This is a genomic window from Catenuloplanes niger, from assembly GCF_031458255.1.
Classification (GTDB): domain Bacteria; phylum Actinomycetota; class Actinomycetes; order Mycobacteriales; family Micromonosporaceae; genus Catenuloplanes; species Catenuloplanes niger.
Genome location: NZ_JAVDYC010000001.1, coordinates 8,384,912 through 8,400,773, shown reverse-complemented (window position 1 = coordinate 8,400,773; position 15,862 = coordinate 8,384,912). Strand labels below are relative to the sequence as shown.

The window sequence follows — 15,862 nt, the reverse complement described above, 5'->3', positions numbered from 1 at the left end:
CTAGCGGCGCCCACCGACATTTTCGGCCGCACCCGTGCCGGGCAGCGCCGGGGCCATGGCCGCGGCCGGCCGGTAGGTTGGGCGCGTGGACCTCCCGCGTACGCCCGTGGCCGGCCGGTCATGACCGGGTCGCGGCCCGCCGGTGCGGTCGTCGGGTCCGCGGTCGGCGACGCGCTGGGTGCGCCGTTCGAGTTCGGGCCGGCCGGCGCGTTCTCCGCCCGGTTCCCGTCGTCCGGCGGCGAGGCGAACGAGATGTGCGGCGGCGGGGGCTGGGATCCGGGCGAGGCGACGGACGACACGCAGATGGCGGTCCTCGTCGCACGGTCGCTGCTGGAGCGCGGCCGCCTCGACCTCGCCGACGTCTTCGACCGGTTCCGGGACTGGGCCGCCGGTGAGCCCAAGGACATCGGCCTGCAGACCGAGATCGTGCTGACCGGCGGTCTTCCGTGGGACCGGGCCGCCACCGACCACGCCGCCACGCACCGCCGGGCCGCCGGGAACGGGTCGCTGATGCGCGCCACCACGGCCGCGGTCCACTTCGCCGCGCGGGGCCGCGACGCGACCATGGCCGCGGCCCGCGCGCTCTCCGCCCTGACCCACGGTGATCCGGCGGCCGGGGAGGGCTGCGCCGCCTACCACGAACTGATCCGGGTCGCGCTGAACGGCGGCGACGTGCAGGCGGCCGTGCCGGGCACGCTCGCGGCACTCGACCCCGGGCACCGGGACCGCTGGGCGACGGTCCTGGATCCGGCCTGGCATCCCGGGGAGGCCACCGAGTCGAACGGCGCGGTCTGGCCGACGCTCGGCTCCGCGCTCTGGGCGCTGCGCACCACCGGCGGTTTCGCCGACGCGGTCCGCGCCGCGATCGACCTCGGCGGCGACACCGACACGATCGCCGCGGTCACCGGCGGTCTGGCCGGCGCGGTCCACGGTCTGGACGCCGTCCCGTCCCGCTGGCGTGACCGCCTGTTCGTCCCGCTGCCCGGCGCGGCCCCGCTCACCGCCACCGCCCTGATCCACCTGGCCGAAGCGCTGGTCCGGGCGCGATAAGGGATTCCGGCGTGGTCCGGTCCGCGGGCGCCCACCCGGATCGCCGCGCCGAGCCGGTTCTGCGGCAGCCGAGCCGGTTCCGCGGCGGCCCGGCCGGTTCCGCGGCAGCCGAACCGGTTCCGCGGCGGCCCAGACGATTCCGCGGCGGGTCCGGTTCTGCGGCAGCGAGCCGGTTCCGCGGCAGCCGAACCGGTTCCGCAACGGCCCAGACGATTCTGCGGCGGTCGGGGCGTTCCGGTTGACCGAGATCCGTTTCGTCCGCGTGTCCCGGTCGGCGTGCCGGGTACGGCGAACGGATCTCGGTCTCGGCCCGCGCGGACGGCCGGGACGCTGCCGCACGGGGGTGTCAGTGCGGCGGTGTCACTCCGTGAGGGAGATCAGGAAGAGCAGGCCGACGGCCAGAATGACGAAGGCGAGGAACGCGGCGAGATCGATGGCGGCGACCGCGGCGAGCTTGCGGCCGGGCGAGAGGCTGCTGCGCGACACGTGCATGTTCGCGATGAACGCCGGTGCGCCGAAGATCGCGCCGACGAGCAGGCCGCCGAACGGGATCAGCAGGACCGGCAGCAGCACCAGCGCCTTCAGGCCACCGGGGAGCGGCGGGGCGGTGCGGTAGGTGGCGTACTGGGTGAGGATGTTCGGGAACGGTTCGACCACGCCGCGCTTGAGTTTCACCATGATCGGGGTGCCGGCCTCGCCGGGCAGCAGGAAGTCGTTGCCCTGGAGCCGCTGGGCGGGCATCCCGTTGACGGTGACGGCCGGGCGGCCCAGCGCCGGCTGCGTGACGGAGACCCAGCCGGCGACGCCCGGAATGGCGATCGGTGTCGTTTGCACGAGCAGTGACCCTAGGGTCAGAAACCGTTGCGGTGCAAGATCTTTCACAAACCGCCGAGGGTACGCGGCGGCCCGGGATCGCCGCCCGGACGCGGTGGGCCGGGCGGCGACGGAACGGTGGGCCGGGCGGCGACGGAGCGGCGGGCCGCGGTGCACGGTGTCTCAGGTGCCGGAGGTGACCGCTGTGCGCCGGGTGAGCCGGGCCGCGACGGTGGCCAGGCCGGCGGCCGCCGTGACCGCGAGCGTGATGGTGAGCGGCGCCGGGAAGTAGGTCAGCTGCGCCCAGGTCACCGCGCGGCCGTTCATCAGCAGCGACAGCCACTGCGGACAGGTCGCGAACACGGCCGCAGGTGCGAGTGGCCACAGTAGACCGAGCGGCCGGGACCACCGGCCGGTACGCCGGCGCGCCCAGCGACCGGAGCGGAGCACGCCCAGCGTGCCGAGGCCGGCGGCCGTCGCGGCGACGAGCGCGAGGACCGCCTCGTTCGTCCGGCGTCCGCCGCCGGTCGCGGCCGGTTCGCCGTCGCCGGTGAGGGCGGACAGGCCGAGCAGGATGTCGTACGTGTCGTCGTACAGCGCGGCGCTGTTGGTCAGGACCGCGAAGCCGTGCCCGGTGACCGGGTCCACGGCCTGCACCGCCGTGTACGTGAACAGGTTGCCGGAGTGGACCAGCAGCGTGCGGCCCCGTTCCACCTCCACGCTCCAGCCCATGGCGTAGTCCTCGCCGGGCGGCGGTCCGTGGAGTGCGGCCCGCCCGGCCGCGGTCAGCACCTGCGGGCCGTGCCCGGTCTGACTGATCAGCCAGCGGCCCAGGTCGGCCGCGGTGGTGACGACCCCGCCGGCGCCGCCGCGGAAGCCGGGCAGTTCGGCCCGCGGTACCCAGGCGCCGTAGAGCGACACGTATCCGTCCGCCGGGCCGTCGCCGACGGTGCTGGCCGGCATGCCGAGCGGTCCGAAGACCCGCTCCCGCATCGCGTCGGCGAAGTCGCGGCCGTCGACGGCCTCGACCAGCCGGGCGGCGACGTCGTAGTTGACGTTGCAGTACTCGAACCGGCTGCCGGGCTCGCCGGCCAGCGTGCCGTCGTGCAGCGCGGCCAGGTATTCGCCGGGCGTGGTGGCGCGCTGGGTGGCGCCGATGTCGACGGTCCGGTCGGACAGGCCCGAGGTCTGGTTGAGCAGGTGTCGCACGGTGATCCGGGCGGTGCGCGGGTCGGATGTCCGGAACTCCGGCAGGTAGCTGACGACCGGCGTGTCCAGCGCGATCCGGCCCTCGTCGACGAGCGTCAGGACCGCGGTGGCGGTGAACGACTTGCTGACCGAGGCGACCCGCATCGGCGTGCCGGCGGTGACGGGCCGGCCGGCCGAGTCGTGGCCGAGACCGGCCGCGTGGACGATCCGGTCGCCGTGCGTCACCACCGCGGCCAGTCCGGGCAGCCCGGTCGACTCGAACGCGCCCCGCAGATACGCGTCGATCGACTCGGCCACGGCCGGCGAAGAACCAGCGGCCGGCGAGAAGCCAGCGGCCGGCGAGGAACCAGCGGCCGGCGAGGAACCAGCGGCCGGCGAGCCAGCAGACGACGGTGAGCCGGCAGGCGACGGCAAGACGGCAGGCGACGGCGAGGCGGCCCGCGCGGGACCGGGAACGGCGACGGCCGCGCACAGGATGAATGCTGTCAGGAGTGATTTCCGCACCCGTCGAACCTATGGATCGACGGATGCGGAAACACCTGGCGATCGTCGCGGACGACCCCTGACGAAAGTCGTACCGCCGGGATCACCCGCACCGGTTCGTGGTGATCACCCTCGGATCAGACAGGGAGGCCGGCCACGGCCGACCGGTGCCCGCGGGAGCGTGCGGGGCGCGGCCACGCCGGGAGCGGGTCACGCTCAGTCCTTGTCGTTCTTCTTCTTGTCCTTCTTCTCCTCGCGCTCCAGCGCCAGGTCCAGCGCGAGCACCGCACCGATCACGAGCAGCGGGTTCTCGCCCGGTGCGACCTCGACCGCGTAGGTGTCGCGGATGGTCAGCCAGCGCTTGGAGACCTCGGCGACGCGGCTGCCGCCACGCTCGATGACGTACTCGTGGTCGAGCAGGTCACCCTTCATCTCCAGGTCGTCGGGGCCGGGCACGTCGATGGTGAACTTCTCGCGGAACGGGGTGAACAGCTTCTTCTTCACCTCGGCCGCCTTCTCGCCGCCGATCCGGATCTCGTAGGTGGGCCGCAGCGACACCAGGTGGCGGTGGACGCTGGCGACCTCCTCGCCGGAGAGGTCCTCGATCACCACCTTGTCGCGCAGGCTGAGCACCTTGCCGTCGACGTGCAGGACCTTGGCGCCGTTCGCGTCGAGCACGTCGAAGTCGTCGCCGACGGAGAAGAACTTCTCACGAATCACATACATGCCCCATTTCTTACCCCTCGTGGCCGGTTCCAGCCAGAAATGTCGGTGCGGCGGGCTGGATTCCCGGCCGTGGACATCTCCGCGGACGAGCCGCGGCGGACGGTCGACGAGGCGATCGAGGACGACGGCCGGGAGCTGCCGGCCACCAGCGGAGCTGAACCCCTACTGGTGGTACGTGGAGAGGAACGCGCCGAGCCGGCCGACCGCGTCGTCGAGCACGTCGGTCGGGGCGAGGAAGACCATCCGGATGTGGTCCGGCGTGTCCAGGTTGAAGCCGGTGCCGTGGGAGAGCAGCAGGTGCTGCTGTTCGAGCAGGTCGATTATCAGCTGCTCGTCGTCGCGGATCTTGTGCACGGCCGGGTCGAGCCGGGCGAAGAGGTAGAGCGCGCCGTCCGGCCGCACGCAGTCGACGCCGGGGATCGCGGTGATCTTCCGCCACGCGTGCGTGCGCTGCTCGTAGAGGCGGCCGCCGGGCTCGATCAGCCGCTCGATGCTCTGGTAGCCGCCGAGCGCGGTCTGCACCGCGTGCTGGGCCGGCACGTTCGGGCAGAGCCGCATGTTGGCCAGCAGTTGCAGCCCGTCGACGTACTCGGTGTCCCGCGCGGTGAAGCCGCTCATCGCGAGCCAGCCGGACCGGAAACCCGCGGCGCGATAGGTCTTCGACAGACCACCCATGCTGATCACGGGTACGTCCGGGGCGAGCGCGGCCGCGGTGTGGTGCACCGCGCCGTCGAAAATGATCTTGTCGTAGATCTCGTCCGCGAGCACCATCAGCCCGTGTCGGCGGGCCAGCTCCAGCATGCCGAGCAGCACCTCGCGCGAGTAGACCGCACCGGTCGGGTTGTTCGGGTTGATGATCACCATGGCGCGCGTGTTCGGCGTGATCTGCGCGGCCATGTGCTCCAGGTCCGGCAGCCACCCCTGGCTCTCGTCGCACCGGTAGTGCACCGGCCGCCCACCGCAGAGCGTCACCGCGCCGGTCCACAGCGGGTAGTCCGGGCTCGGCACCAGCACCTCGTCGCCGGTGTCCAGCAGCGCCTGCATGGTCATCACGATCAGCTCGGAGACGCCGTTGCCGAGCATCACGTCGTCCGGCTGCACCTCGGTCACGCCGCGCGACTGGTAGTACTGCGCGACCGCGACCCGCGCGGAGTAGATGCCACGGGCGTCGCTGTAACCCTGCGCCGCGCCGAGGTTCTGCACCACGTCCGCCATGATCGGATCGGGCGTGTTCATGCCCCACGGCGCCGGGTTGCCGAGGTTCAGCTTCAGGATCCGGTGGCCGGCGGCCTCCAGCTCCTGGGCGCGGCGCAGCACCGGCCCGCGGATGTCGTACCGGACGCTCTTGAGCCGCTGCGCCTGCTTCACCGCTGTTCTCCTCCCGACAACCCGGCCAGCCTACGCCCTCCCCGTCGTCAGGAGAGCGCCTGTTCGATCGTGGTCACCTTGCTGTCCATCGCACCGGTGACACCGTCCCGCCAGTCGACCTTGATCACGGTCGAGGTCCGCGGCGCGCGGGCCTGCACCGCCTCGACGGCCGCCTTGACCACCGCCATCACCTCGTCCCACGACTCGCCCTCGACCGTGGTGAACATGGCGTCGGTCCGGTTCGGCAGGCCGGACGCGCGCACCACGCGCACCGCCTCCGCCACGATCTCCCCGACCGCCTCACCCACGCCGAGCGGTGTCACGCTGAAAGCCACGAGAACAGACATGCCGACCACGATAATTCGGGTGCGGTGGCGGCGCGGGGATGGATAACGTCGCGGCCATGAGCCGTGGGATCAGGGTCACCGTGCGTGGCGCCTTCGACAACCTGAGCGCCGCCCAGCGGGCGGAGCTGCGCGCGTCCGCCGCCGAGCACGACTTCCTGAACACGACCTACACGCCGGAGGGCTACCTCGCGTACGACGTGGCCCGGCCGTTCTTCACGTTCCGCTACCTGGTCGAGGCCGCGGACGACGAGGACCCGGACGTCACCGCCACCCGCGGTGAGCTGCTCGCCGTCGAGTGGCTGGACGCGCACGGCTACGCCTACAAGAACCTGACGGCCGCGGCGGTCGACCCGGCCGAGATCCCGCTCGGCGCCCGCGGCCGCCGCGCCGCGTCGAAGAACCACGCCTGACCCCGCACCGGCCGGCCCGCCGCGCTCCCGAGCTGATCGCGGCGCCGCCGGACGGTCACTCCCCGTATCTCGTTGTTGACTTTCGGCGTCCGTACCGGCCAAATGCAGGGATGGATATCGCTCGCCGGATGTGGACGCTGCTGGAACCGGTGCACGCCGTCACGTACTTCGCGCCGGCCGCGCGCGCCGCCTTCGAGGCGGCCGGGCTGCGCGGGTTCTGGCGCGGTTACTTCGCGGGCCGCGCCGCGCCGCTGGGTGCGGTCGGCGCCGGGCCGGTGGAGGCGACCTTCTTCGGTTTCGCGCCGGCCATGGTACGGCGCGCGCTGCCCGACGTGTGGGGCCGCGCGACCCCGGCCGCCGCGCTGGCCGCACGCCTCGACGGCGCCCGCGCCACGCTGTCCGGCCTCGCGCCGGACACCGGTCTCGCCGAGGCCGCGGAGCTGCTGCGCCGGGCCGCCTCGGAGCTCACGTCGGCCGGTCGCCCGCTCGCCGCCGCGAACGCCGACCTGCCCTGGCCGGCGGACCCGCTCGGCGCGGTGTGGCACGGCGCGACGCTGCTGCGCGAACACCGCGGCGACGGTCACGTGGCCGCGCTGCTGGTCGCCGGCCTGGACGGCGCGGAGTCGCTGGCCTGGCGGGCGTCCGTGGACAGTTCCCGCGAGGTGCTGCAACCGGCCCGCGGCTGGACCGACGAGCAGTGGGATGCCGCGGCCGCCCGCCTCACCGCCCGCGGCTGGCTCGCGTCGGGCGCGGCCACCGAGACCGCGTACGCCGCCCGGGACACCGTCGAACGCCAGACGGACGCGCTGGCCGCCGGGCCGTGGCAGACCCTCGGCGCGGCCGGCAGCAACCGCCTGGAGCAGCTGCTGACCCCGCTCTCCGAGGCCGCGCTGCGCCTGCTGCCGCACCCGAACCCGATCGTGCTGCCCCGCCCCGCCGGCTGACCACCCGGCCGGCTGACCGGCTTCGGCCGGCTGACCGGCCGCCGGGGTCAGGCGACGAGCAGGCGCAGGCCGAGCTCTGCCGCGTCGAGCGCGGCCAGGTCGTGGTGGCGGGCGGCCCACCGGCCCGAGGCGAGGTCCGCCCGGAGCGCGGCGACCGCGCGCCGCTCGGCCTCCGGTCCGACCCGGGTCCACACCGAGACCGCGCGGCGCGCCGCGGGGTCCAGGTAGGCCTCCGGGCGGCGCCAGTAGGCCTCGAAGAAGCCGTCGGCGCAGTCCCACGGGACGAGGACCGGTGAGACGCGCGCGCCGATCGCGTCGGCCAGCCGGTGCACCGAGGGACGGCCGGCGACCAGCCGGGCGACCTCGGGCAGGTAGTCGCGGGTGAGCCAGAACCGCTGCCGCCACGCGGACTCGCCGGCGTCGTGGGTGAACACCACCACGCGGCGGGCCACCCGGCGCATCTCGCGCAGGCCGGCGATCGGGTCGTCCCAGTGGTGGATCGTGCTGAACGCCATCGCGGCGTCGAACGACCGGTCGTCGAACGGGAGGTGCTCCGCGACCGCGGCCACGCACGGCGCCGCGTCCGGGCGGCGCTGGGCCCGCATGACCGACGACGGCTCCACCGCGGTGACGTCGCGGTCGGTGGGTTCGTAGTTGCCGGTGCCGGCGCCGACGTTCAGCACCGTCCGCGCGTCGCCGAGCGCCTCCCAGACCCGCGCGGCGATCCGCGGCTCGGTGCGCCGCGTCGCCGGGTAGGCGGATCCGATGCTCTCGTACAGGTGCGCGCCGGTCGCGTGCGGCGGTGTCGTGTCCATGACTCGCGTCTCCAGTTCCCGGTCGATGGCGGTGACCATGGCGGCCGCGCGGTCGCGCTGTTCCAGCAGCAGGCCGCGCAGCCGGTGCAGGCGCGCGATCGCGTCGGCGGACGGCGCGTCGACCAGGTCCGCGATCTCCCGGAGCCCGAAGCCGAGCCGCCGGTACGCGAGCACCTCGCGCAGCCGCGCCAGGTCCGCGGCCGCGTACGCCCGGTGCCCGGCCGCGGTGCGCGCGGACGGCCGCACGAGGCCGATGTCGTCGTAGTGATGCAGCGTCCGGACGGTCACGCCGGTCAGCCCGGCCACCCGTCCCACGGTCAGATGCGCCTCCACCCCTCCGACTATGTGCCCTGACGCCACGTGAGGAACAAGCCCGTACCCCGGCCGGCGCGTGAAGATCCGGCCGGTCCGGCCGCCGGCGGGGACAATGGGCAAATGGAATCTGTGTGGGACTACCCGCGGCCGCCGCGCCTGGAGCGCACCACCCGACGGGTCGTGGTGCGGCACGGCGGGGTGCTGGTGGCGGACGGTGTGAACTGCTGGCGGGTGCTGGAGACGTCGCATCCGCCGGTCTACTACGTGCCGCGCGCCGACGTCACCGACGGGCTGCTGCACGAGGATCCGGGCCACCGGACGTTCTGCGAGTTCAAGGGGGTGGCGACCTACTGGGATCTGGTGACGCCGGGTAACCGGGTGGCGCGGGCCGCGTGGTCGTACGAGGAGCCGTCGCCGGCCTACGCGGAGCTGGCCGGCGCGCTCGCGTTCTACCCGAGCCGGGTGGACGAGTGCCGGGTCGACGACGAGCCGGTGCGGGCCCAGGAGGGCGACTTCTACGGCGGCTGGATCACCGCGGAGATCGCCGGGCCGTTCAAGGGCGGCCCGGGGACGACCGGCTGGTGAGCGACGGCCGTACCGTCCTCAGTGATCGTTCGTCATGCCGGAGGCGTTAGGCTGCGCCGTTTCTTATCGCCGCAGACAGGATCATCAGCATGCCGACATGGCACGAGCTCCAGGAGCACGCGCGCACCGCGTACCAGCTGGTCAACGACGAGGAGAACGGGTTCGCCCTGGTCTGGGAGTACGAGTCGGGGCGTTCGCAGCAGGTGTCGGTCACCCGGTTCGCGTACTGCGAGCAGGACTGGGCCGAGTTCCGCAGCTTCGTCTGCCGGGCGGACGAGATGTCGCCGCTGGCCGCGCTGCGCAAGAACGCGGAGTTCGCGATCGGCGCGCTCGCCGTCGACGCGGACGGTGACTACTTCCTGATCCATCAGGCGCCGCTGGCCACGCTGGACCCGGACGAGTTCGCGCTGCCGCTGCGCGCGCTGGCCGCGACCGCGGACGGGCTGGAGAAGCAGCACGCCGAGCGGGACGACTTCTGATGGGCGAGGTCTTCCTCCCGGCGGCGTGGGCGGACCGGGAACCGGGCCCGAAGCACTGGACCGCGGGCGCCCGGAGCGACGACCCGGCCGCGCGCGAGGTGCACCCGCCGACCGCCGCCGGCATCGGCGACGGCAAGGCCTTCCTGTTCCTGTTCGGCTACCGGACGGCCGGCACCCAGGACCCGGGCATGTTGGCGGCGGAGCTGGCCGAGATCGACGACGACGTGGCGGTGCTGCGCGGCGCCGGGTACACCGTGGTCGTGGACCGGCAGGCGACCCGCGAGGACCTCCTGGACGCGGTCACCGGGCGCGGGCTCGACGGACTCGTACCGGCCGGCGTCTACTGGAGCTCGCACGGCGGCACCGACGGGAGTCTCGAGGCCTGCGACGGCGTGCGGATCTCCCCGTCGGACGTGGACACCGCCGCGGTCCCGGCCGGCCTCCGCCTGGTGATCTTCGGGGCCTGCTACGTCGGCGCGTACGCCCCGGCGTGGCGGGCCGCGCTCGGCGGGCACCCGCTGGTGGCCGGCTGGGGCCGCCCGGTCACGCTGCAGCGCGCGGTCGACTTCCTGGAGGAGGGCCGCGAGTCCGACATCGGCCTGGACGACCTGATCAAGGCGTGGCTGCTCACCGACTCCGCGCTGCCCGCTCCCCCGGCCGACGCCGGTGGGCTGCCGCCCGCCGCCGTCCTGGGCGGCCGGATCGGCCGGCTCCGGCAGCGGTTCCCCGCGGTCGCGGAGCGGCTCGGCGCCGGCTGGGCCGAGCACGGCAACCACCTCGACGTGACGGTTCCGCTGCCCGGTGGCCGCAGCCACGTGGTGCAGGTGTTCCTGGTCGACAGCACCGACCCGTTCAGCGAGGGCGTCACGCTCTGCGGCATGGAGGCCGACGTCGGCCCGGTCTCACCGCTGGTCACGCCGGAGACGCTGCTCGGCACGGCCGGCGGTCCCGGATACGGCCGGGTCGCGCTGGTGGCCGGGCGGACCGGCGTGCCGCAGGTGGTCACCCAGTCGTTCACGCCACTGATCGGCACGTCCGGCCAGCAGCTGGCCGCCCGCTGCTACCAGGTCGCGCGGCACGCGGACGCGCTCGAGTACACGATCTTCGGCATCGACGGCGAATAGCACGAGCAGCACACCGTTCTCCCGCTTCCGGCGGGGTCACCGTCCGGTGCTCCCGCGGGCACCGGTCGGCCGCGGGCGGCCTCCCTGCCGGTTCCGCGGTGGTCCCGGCACCCCCCGCCCGCTCCCGACGATCGAGGGGCGGGCGGGCCCGGGGACAATGAGGTGTGATCATTCCGAGTGACCGGCAGATCCGGGACCTGCACGAACGGTATGCGCCGAGCCCGGAGGCGTTCACGCTGGTGTGGACGCACTGCGAGATAGTCTGCGCGATCGCGGAGCAGCTGCTGGACGGCCCCGGTGGCGCCGGACTGGATCGTGACCTGGTGCGGGCCGGTGCGCTGCTGCACGACATCGGCGTCTACCGGCTCTACGACGCGGACGGGCGGATCGACGGTCGCGAGTACGTCCGGCACGGCCTGCTCGGCCGGGACCTGCTGGCCGCCGAGGGGCTGCCGGACGCGCTGTGCCGGATCTGCGCGCACCACACCGGCGTCGGGATCACCCGCGCGGACGTCCTCGCCCAGCGGCTGCCGCTGCCGCCGGCCGACTACCTGGCGGAGAGCGCGGAGGAGCGGCTGGTCATGTACGCGGACAAGTTCCACAGCAAGAAGACCCCGCCGGTCTTCAACTCCGCCGAGTCCTTCGCCGCGTCGATCGGCCGGTTCGGCGCGGACAAGCCGGCCCGGTTCGCGCGACTCCGCGACGAGTTCGGCACGCCCGAACTCGCCGGCCTCGCCGCACGCCACGGCCACACGCTCGGCTAGGCACGTTTACCTCCGCATCGGACGGGCACACGACCCACCTATCGATGGAGGTAAACGCGATGGCTAACCATTCGACGTCCGTGGCCAACCGATCGCCGGTCCGGCTCGCCGCGCTCGTCTACGCGGTCGTCTTCCTGCTCGTCGGCGTGGCCGGCTTCATCCCGGGCCTCACCACGAACTACGACACGATGCAGTTCGCCGGGCACGAGTCCGAGGCGCTGCTGCTCGGCGTGTTCCAGGTGTCCATCCTGCACAACGTCGTGCACCTGCTCTACGGCGTCGCCGGGCTCGCCCTGGCCCGCACGGTCAACGGCGCCCGCCTGTTCCTGGTCGTCGGCGGCGCCACCTACCTGGTGCTGTGGCTCTACGGCCTGGTCATCGGCCACGACAGCGCGGCGAACTTCGTGCCGCTCAACACCGCCGACAACTGGCTGCACCTGTTCCTGGCGGTCACCATGATCGGCCTGGGTCTGCTGCTGACCCGGCGCCCGGCCCGCACCTGAGCCGGTCCACCGCACCGATCGCCGCCGGCGGCCGATGACCGAGTCCCCGGGTCGTGGCCGCCGGCGCGGACCGGCCGCCACCACGGTGCGTGGCGGCGGCCGGTGCGCGTGGTGGCCGGTTGCGCGGGTCAGAGCGCGACCGGGCGCCCGCCGAGCGTCATCACGAGCCGGCCGTCCGCGGCGAACGACCAGGCCAGCGCGCCCGCGTAGGCCGCGCAGCGGGAGCCGTTCGACCCGGACCAGAACTGGTTCGAGCCGTCCGCGTTGCCGATGATCCGGTCGTTGGTGCCGCTGCCACCGCGGCAGGACGTGTTGTTGCGGAACACCGACGTACCCGCGTCGAAGTTGAAGTTACGTTCGGTGTTGTCGATGCTGAGGTTGTTCGAGATCGTCATGCTGCCCGGGTTGCTGTTGTAGGTGAACCCGTGCTTGCCGTTCCGGTAGGCGACGCTGCGCAGCACCGTGTGGTTGACGCCGATGTCCTCGCCGCCCAGCTTGTAGCCGTTCCGGTCGCCGTTGCCGTGCGTGGTGCCGTTGCTCAGCGTGCCGTTGCTGTAGGCGAGCGAGTCCTCGATCCGCACCGCGCCGATCGGCCCGGTGTCCGACTTGGTGTAGAGGTCCCAGCCGTCGTCGATGTTGTGGTGCGACACCGTGTAGCGGAACACGTTGCCCGGCCCGGACGTCAGCTTCGCCGCGAAACCGTCCGCGTCCTCGCCGTCCGAGTCCGCGTTGTCGTGCGACTCCGAGCTGAGGATCAGGTTGTTCGCCGGCCACGCGCTGTTCGGCGTGTCCGCGGCGATCCGGGAGATCTGCAGCCCGGAGTCCCGGTTGTGGCGGGTCACCACGCGCTCGATCACGTTGTTGCTGCCGCCGACGAAGATGCCGTTGTCGCCGGCGCGCTCCACGACGATCCCGTACACCCGCCAGAAGTTGCCGTTGACCGCGAGCCCGCGGGCCGCCGGGTCCTCCGCCTGCGCCGAGAAGTTCAACACCGGAATCTCACCGGGGTACGCCTGGAGCGCCTTCATCGCGCCGCTCGTGCCGTTGTTGCCGGGCGCGATCGTGATCGTCGACGACGAGCTGTAGGTGCCGCCGCGCAGGTAGACGGTGCCACCCGCGCCGATCCGGGTGATCGCGGACGCGACCGTGGTCGGCGCGGCGATCGTCCCGGCCGCGGACGCGCTGCCGTTCGGCGCCGCGTAGAGCGCGTTCCCGGCCGGCGGCGGCGTGGTCGCGGGCGGTGGCGTGGTGGCCGGCGGCGGGGTCGTGGCCGGCGGCGGCGTGGTCGGGCCGGGCGTCGGGCCGCCGGTGGTCGGCCCGGGCGTCGGCGTGCCGCCGGTGTGCACCGCCACGTCGTCGAAGCCGGCGGACGCGAACAGCGTCTGCAACCCGATCCGGCCGGTCGCGGCGACCGCGCTGCTGCCCGAGCCGATGACCGCGCCGTCCACGCTGCCGGTGATCGTGCCGCCGGACACGGTGAGGCCCACCGTGTACCAGCTGCCGGTCGCGACCGGGCGCGCGGACGTGCCCAGCACGGTGACCGTGCCACCGTTCACGACCTGCAGCTGCGCCTGATTGCCGGGCAGCAGCGCCAGCCGGTAGAACGAGGTCGAGCTCTTCGCGCGGGCCAGCAGCCCGACGACGCCGCCGGAGCCGAACGACAGCGGCTTCACCCGCGCGGTCACGGAGTAGTCGGTCCACGAGGTGTCGCCGGCGAACTGCCGCGCGTTCTCGCTGCCCGCGTTCGTCTGGCGCAGCGTCTGCGAGCCGTCCGCGACGACCGACCAGGTGCCGCCGGACTTCGACCAGCCGCTGACACCGCCGCTCTCGAAGTCGGCGCTGAACACGGTTGCCGCGTGCGCACCGGTCACGGTCGTGATCAGTGCCGCGGTGACCAGTGCGGCCAGTCCGCCGGCGACGACCAGCCGGCGTGCGCGGGCACGGTGGGGCCATGGAGCCATGGGTGGAGTTCTCCTCTGTCGCAACGCCGAGGACCACCGGACGGGACGGCCGGGCAGCGAGCCGGCGGGCGCGTCCACGGGGCGTTTCCGGCGGTCTCCGGGACGGATCTTCTGCCTCGGATACTTCACCCGCCGATACACATCAGTCAATAAATGGCAATGTGCAGGTTTGTTGCAGACACGCCGCCCCGCCACGCCGCCGGCAGCGCCGTTCCCGGCGCTGGTCGGCACCACGGCTCACCGCGCCACCGGGAGCAGCGCCGCCGGAAGCAGCGCCGCCGCGGCCATGGGGAACGGCGCAGTTGGGACGACCCGGGCCAGCACAGGCAACGCCGCCGGAAGCGGCGCACGAGGCCGCCCGGAAGCAGCGTCGTCAGCACCGCCGGAAACGGCGTCGTCAACGCCGCCGAAAGCGGCGGGCCAGGCCGCCCGGAAGCGGCATCGTCAGCACCGCCGGAAACGGCGTCGTCAACACCGCCGAAAGCGGCGGGCCAGGCCGCCCGGAAGCGGCATCGTCAGCACCGCCGGAAACGGCGTCGTCAACACCGCCGGAAACGGCGGGCCAGGCCGCCCGGAAGCGGCATCGTCAGCACCGCCGGAAACGGCGTCGTCAACACCGCCGGAAACGGCGGGCGAGGCCGGCGGTGAGCGCGGCGAGCACCAGCACTCCGGCGCCGGCGACCACCGCGATCCCGGCGGTGCTGAGCCCGCCGGACCGCTCCCCCGCCGCGGACGGCGACGCGTCGTCCCGCGCGTCCTGGTTCGCCACCGGTTCCGGTTCCGGCTCCGGTGCCGGGACCACCGAGGCGTAGCGGACGATCTCCGGGCGGGAGCCCTCGGAGACGGTGAGCAGCGACCTTCCGTCCGGGCTGTAGGTGATCGCCTCGCCCTGCTGCTCGTCCGGCAGCGGGATCGCCTCCGCCGTACCGTCGGTGATGCTCGTGATGACGTCACCATCGGTGACCAGGAACTCGAACGCGTCCGCGTACGTGCGCAGCACCACCCGGGTGCCGTCCGGCGAGACCGCGCCGCCGGTCACCACGTAGCGCCCGGCGAACCCGAACGGGTTGCCGGTCTGCGAGTCCGGGATCCGGACCGAACCGGCCTTGCGCAGCACGCCGCCGTCGTCGCCCGGCACCGCGTACAGCCCGGGTGAGAACGGGTCCTTGGTCACGATGATCGGCGTGCCGTCCCCGTCCAGCAGCAGCGCCTCCGCGTCCCGCGCCCCGTCCGGATAGGTGTACCGGACCGGCACCGGCTCGTCCGCGCCCGGGGCGAGCCGCCACAACCCGACCGTCTCCCGCACGCCGCCGTTGTCACCGATGTCCGCGACCCACACCGTCCCGTCCGGCGCGACGGCCACGTCCTCGGTGTCCCGCGGCTCCGACGGATACCGCACCTCGCGGACGACCTCGCACTCCGCGTCGAGGAAGAAGATCCGTCGCGCCGCCGGGTCGTCGGCGCCGTCGTTCACGGTCACGAACCCGCCGTCCGGCGTAGCCGCGAGGCCGGACAGCTCCGCGAGCCGGTCGTCGGTCACCGTGCACACGGCCTCCGGCGCGGGCGCCGCGAAACCGCCGCTGAGCAGCACCACCAGAACCCCGACCGCCGTCTTCACCCGATCATCCTGCCATGCGACCGCCGGCCGAAAATCCCACCGCGCCATCACCGGTACGCGCGGCGGCCGCCCGATTCGCTCACGCACCACCGACGCGCCGCACCGGACGGCGTTCGCGGTCCACGGCAGACCCACCACCTCCGCCCGCCACCGAAGCGCACCCCCAGCCGCGCGCGGCCCTCGACGCGCGCGGCCCTCGACGCGCGCGGCCCTCGACGCGCGCGGCCCTCGACGTCTGCGGACACCGGACACATGCGGGCGCCGGACACGTGCGGGCGCCGGACACGTGCGGGCGCCGGACACGTGCGGGCGCCGGACACGTGCGGGGAGGTCCGGCGTGGTCGGGAC

The 15,862-nt window shown here is 73.5% G+C and carries 16 protein-coding genes; 8 read left to right on the top strand and 8 right to left on the bottom strand.

What is annotated here, in order from left to right; genetic code table 11:
* Positions 1-120 precede the first annotated feature (120 nt).
* Positions 121-1,050, top strand: a complete 930-nt coding sequence (locus J2S44_RS36850) for an ADP-ribosylglycohydrolase family protein (protein ID WP_310424065.1) — start codon at positions 121-123, stop codon at positions 1,048-1,050.
* 360 nt (positions 1,051-1,410) lie between these two features.
* Here J2S44_RS36850 and J2S44_RS36845 read toward each other — a convergent pair whose 3' ends face one another.
* The 5 genes from J2S44_RS36845 to J2S44_RS36825 form a co-directional block, all read right to left on the bottom strand.
* On the bottom strand, positions 1,411-1,884 hold the full coding sequence (locus J2S44_RS36845) for a hypothetical protein (protein ID WP_310424062.1): 474 nt from the start codon (positions 1,882-1,884) through the stop codon (positions 1,411-1,413).
* A 162-nt stretch (positions 1,885-2,046) separates the two neighbouring features.
* The gene (locus tag J2S44_RS36840) at positions 2,047-3,369 is read right to left on the bottom strand and encodes a serine hydrolase domain-containing protein (protein ID WP_310424059.1); all 1,323 of its coding nucleotides are present in this window, start codon (positions 3,367-3,369) and stop codon (positions 2,047-2,049) included.
* A 402-nt stretch (positions 3,370-3,771) separates the two neighbouring features.
* A complete protein-coding gene (locus J2S44_RS36835) occupies positions 3,772-4,281 on the bottom strand; it encodes an LURP-one-related/scramblase family protein (protein ID WP_488193089.1) in 510 nt (169 codons plus the stop codon).
* Positions 4,282-4,443: 162 nt separating this feature from the next.
* Entirely contained in the window at positions 4,444-5,649 is a 1,206-nt protein-coding gene (locus J2S44_RS36830; protein WP_310424056.1) for a pyridoxal phosphate-dependent aminotransferase, read from the bottom strand.
* 47 nt (positions 5,650-5,696) lie between these two features.
* Positions 5,697-5,996 carry an MTH1187 family thiamine-binding protein gene (locus tag J2S44_RS36825; RefSeq protein ID WP_310424054.1) on the bottom strand — a complete coding sequence of 100 codons (300 nt, stop codon included), beginning with the start codon at positions 5,994-5,996 and terminating at the stop codon, positions 5,697-5,699.
* A 56-nt stretch (positions 5,997-6,052) separates the two neighbouring features.
* On the opposite strand from J2S44_RS36825, the gene J2S44_RS36820 reads away from it, so the two are divergent.
* Positions 6,053-6,406, top strand: a complete 354-nt coding sequence (locus J2S44_RS36820; protein WP_310424051.1) for a DUF6204 family protein — start codon at positions 6,053-6,055, stop codon at positions 6,404-6,406.
* 110 nt (positions 6,407-6,516) lie between these two features.
* Positions 6,517-7,350: an SCO6745 family protein gene (locus tag J2S44_RS36815; protein WP_445343963.1), complete on the top strand. Its 834-nt coding sequence runs from the start codon at positions 6,517-6,519 to the stop codon at positions 7,348-7,350.
* A 47-nt stretch (positions 7,351-7,397) separates the two neighbouring features.
* Here J2S44_RS36815 and J2S44_RS36810 read toward each other — a convergent pair whose 3' ends face one another.
* The gene (locus J2S44_RS36810; RefSeq protein WP_310424048.1) at positions 7,398-8,498 is read right to left on the bottom strand and encodes a MerR family transcriptional regulator; all 1,101 of its coding nucleotides are present in this window, start codon (positions 8,496-8,498) and stop codon (positions 7,398-7,400) included.
* 102 nt (positions 8,499-8,600) lie between these two features.
* On the opposite strand from J2S44_RS36810, the gene J2S44_RS36805 reads away from it, so the two are divergent.
* The 5 genes from J2S44_RS36805 (at position 8,601) to J2S44_RS36785 (ending at position 11,935) form a co-directional block, all read left to right on the top strand.
* Positions 8,601-9,065: a DUF427 domain-containing protein gene (locus J2S44_RS36805; protein ID WP_310424045.1), complete on the top strand. Its 465-nt coding sequence runs from the start codon at positions 8,601-8,603 to the stop codon at positions 9,063-9,065.
* Positions 9,066-9,154: 89 nt separating this feature from the next.
* Complete coding sequence (locus tag J2S44_RS36800) at positions 9,155-9,544, top strand: hypothetical protein (RefSeq protein ID WP_310424043.1); 390 nt, start codon at positions 9,155-9,157, stop codon at positions 9,542-9,544.
* Positions 9,544-10,668 carry a caspase family protein gene (locus tag J2S44_RS36795; RefSeq protein WP_310424040.1) on the top strand — a complete coding sequence of 375 codons (1,125 nt, stop codon included), beginning with the start codon at positions 9,544-9,546 and terminating at the stop codon, positions 10,666-10,668. Before J2S44_RS36800 ends, J2S44_RS36795 begins: the two co-directional genes overlap by 1 nt.
* Before the next feature lie 164 nt (positions 10,669-10,832).
* Positions 10,833-11,432, top strand: a complete 600-nt coding sequence (locus J2S44_RS36790; protein WP_310424037.1) for an HD domain-containing protein — start codon at positions 10,833-10,835, stop codon at positions 11,430-11,432.
* A 59-nt stretch (positions 11,433-11,491) separates the two neighbouring features.
* Positions 11,492-11,935: a DUF4383 domain-containing protein gene (locus J2S44_RS36785; RefSeq protein ID WP_310424034.1), complete on the top strand. Its 444-nt coding sequence runs from the start codon at positions 11,492-11,494 to the stop codon at positions 11,933-11,935.
* 128 nt (positions 11,936-12,063) lie between these two features.
* Here the strand turns inward: J2S44_RS36785 and J2S44_RS36780 are convergent, their stop codons facing one another.
* Positions 12,064-13,896: a right-handed parallel beta-helix repeat-containing protein gene (locus tag J2S44_RS36780; protein WP_310424030.1), complete on the bottom strand. Its 1,833-nt coding sequence runs from the start codon at positions 13,894-13,896 to the stop codon at positions 12,064-12,066.
* A 610-nt stretch (positions 13,897-14,506) separates the two neighbouring features.
* The gene (locus J2S44_RS36775) at positions 14,507-15,514 is read right to left on the bottom strand and encodes an SMP-30/gluconolactonase/LRE family protein (RefSeq protein WP_310424027.1); all 1,008 of its coding nucleotides are present in this window, start codon (positions 15,512-15,514) and stop codon (positions 14,507-14,509) included.
* Between the last annotated feature and the right edge of the window lie 348 nt (positions 15,515-15,862).

Excerpts from the sequence above, each read along its gene's own strand:
- J2S44_RS36850 (WP_310424065.1), top strand. The coding sequence starts at position 121 with ATGACCGGGTCGCGGCCCGCCGGTGCGGTCGTCGGGTCCGCGGTCGGC.
- J2S44_RS36835 (WP_488193089.1), bottom strand. The coding sequence starts at position 4,281 with ATGTATGTGATTCGTGAGAAGTTCTTCTCCGTCGGCGACGACTTCGAC.
- J2S44_RS36825 (WP_310424054.1), bottom strand. The coding sequence starts at position 5,996 with ATGTCTGTTCTCGTGGCTTTCAGCGTGACACCGCTCGGCGTGGGTGAG.
- J2S44_RS36820 (WP_310424051.1), top strand. The coding sequence starts at position 6,053 with ATGAGCCGTGGGATCAGGGTCACCGTGCGTGGCGCCTTCGACAACCTG.
- J2S44_RS36815 (WP_445343963.1), top strand. The coding sequence starts at position 6,517 with ATGGATATCGCTCGCCGGATGTGGACGCTGCTGGAACCGGTGCACGCC.
- J2S44_RS36805 (WP_310424045.1), top strand. The coding sequence starts at position 8,601 with ATGGAATCTGTGTGGGACTACCCGCGGCCGCCGCGCCTGGAGCGCACC.
- J2S44_RS36800 (WP_310424043.1), top strand. The coding sequence starts at position 9,155 with ATGCCGACATGGCACGAGCTCCAGGAGCACGCGCGCACCGCGTACCAG.
- J2S44_RS36795 (WP_310424040.1), top strand. The coding sequence starts at position 9,544 with ATGGGCGAGGTCTTCCTCCCGGCGGCGTGGGCGGACCGGGAACCGGGC.
- J2S44_RS36785 (WP_310424034.1), top strand. The coding sequence starts at position 11,492 with ATGGCTAACCATTCGACGTCCGTGGCCAACCGATCGCCGGTCCGGCTC.
- J2S44_RS36780 (WP_310424030.1), bottom strand. The coding sequence starts at position 13,896 with ATGGCTCCATGGCCCCACCGTGCCCGCGCACGCCGGCTGGTCGTCGCC.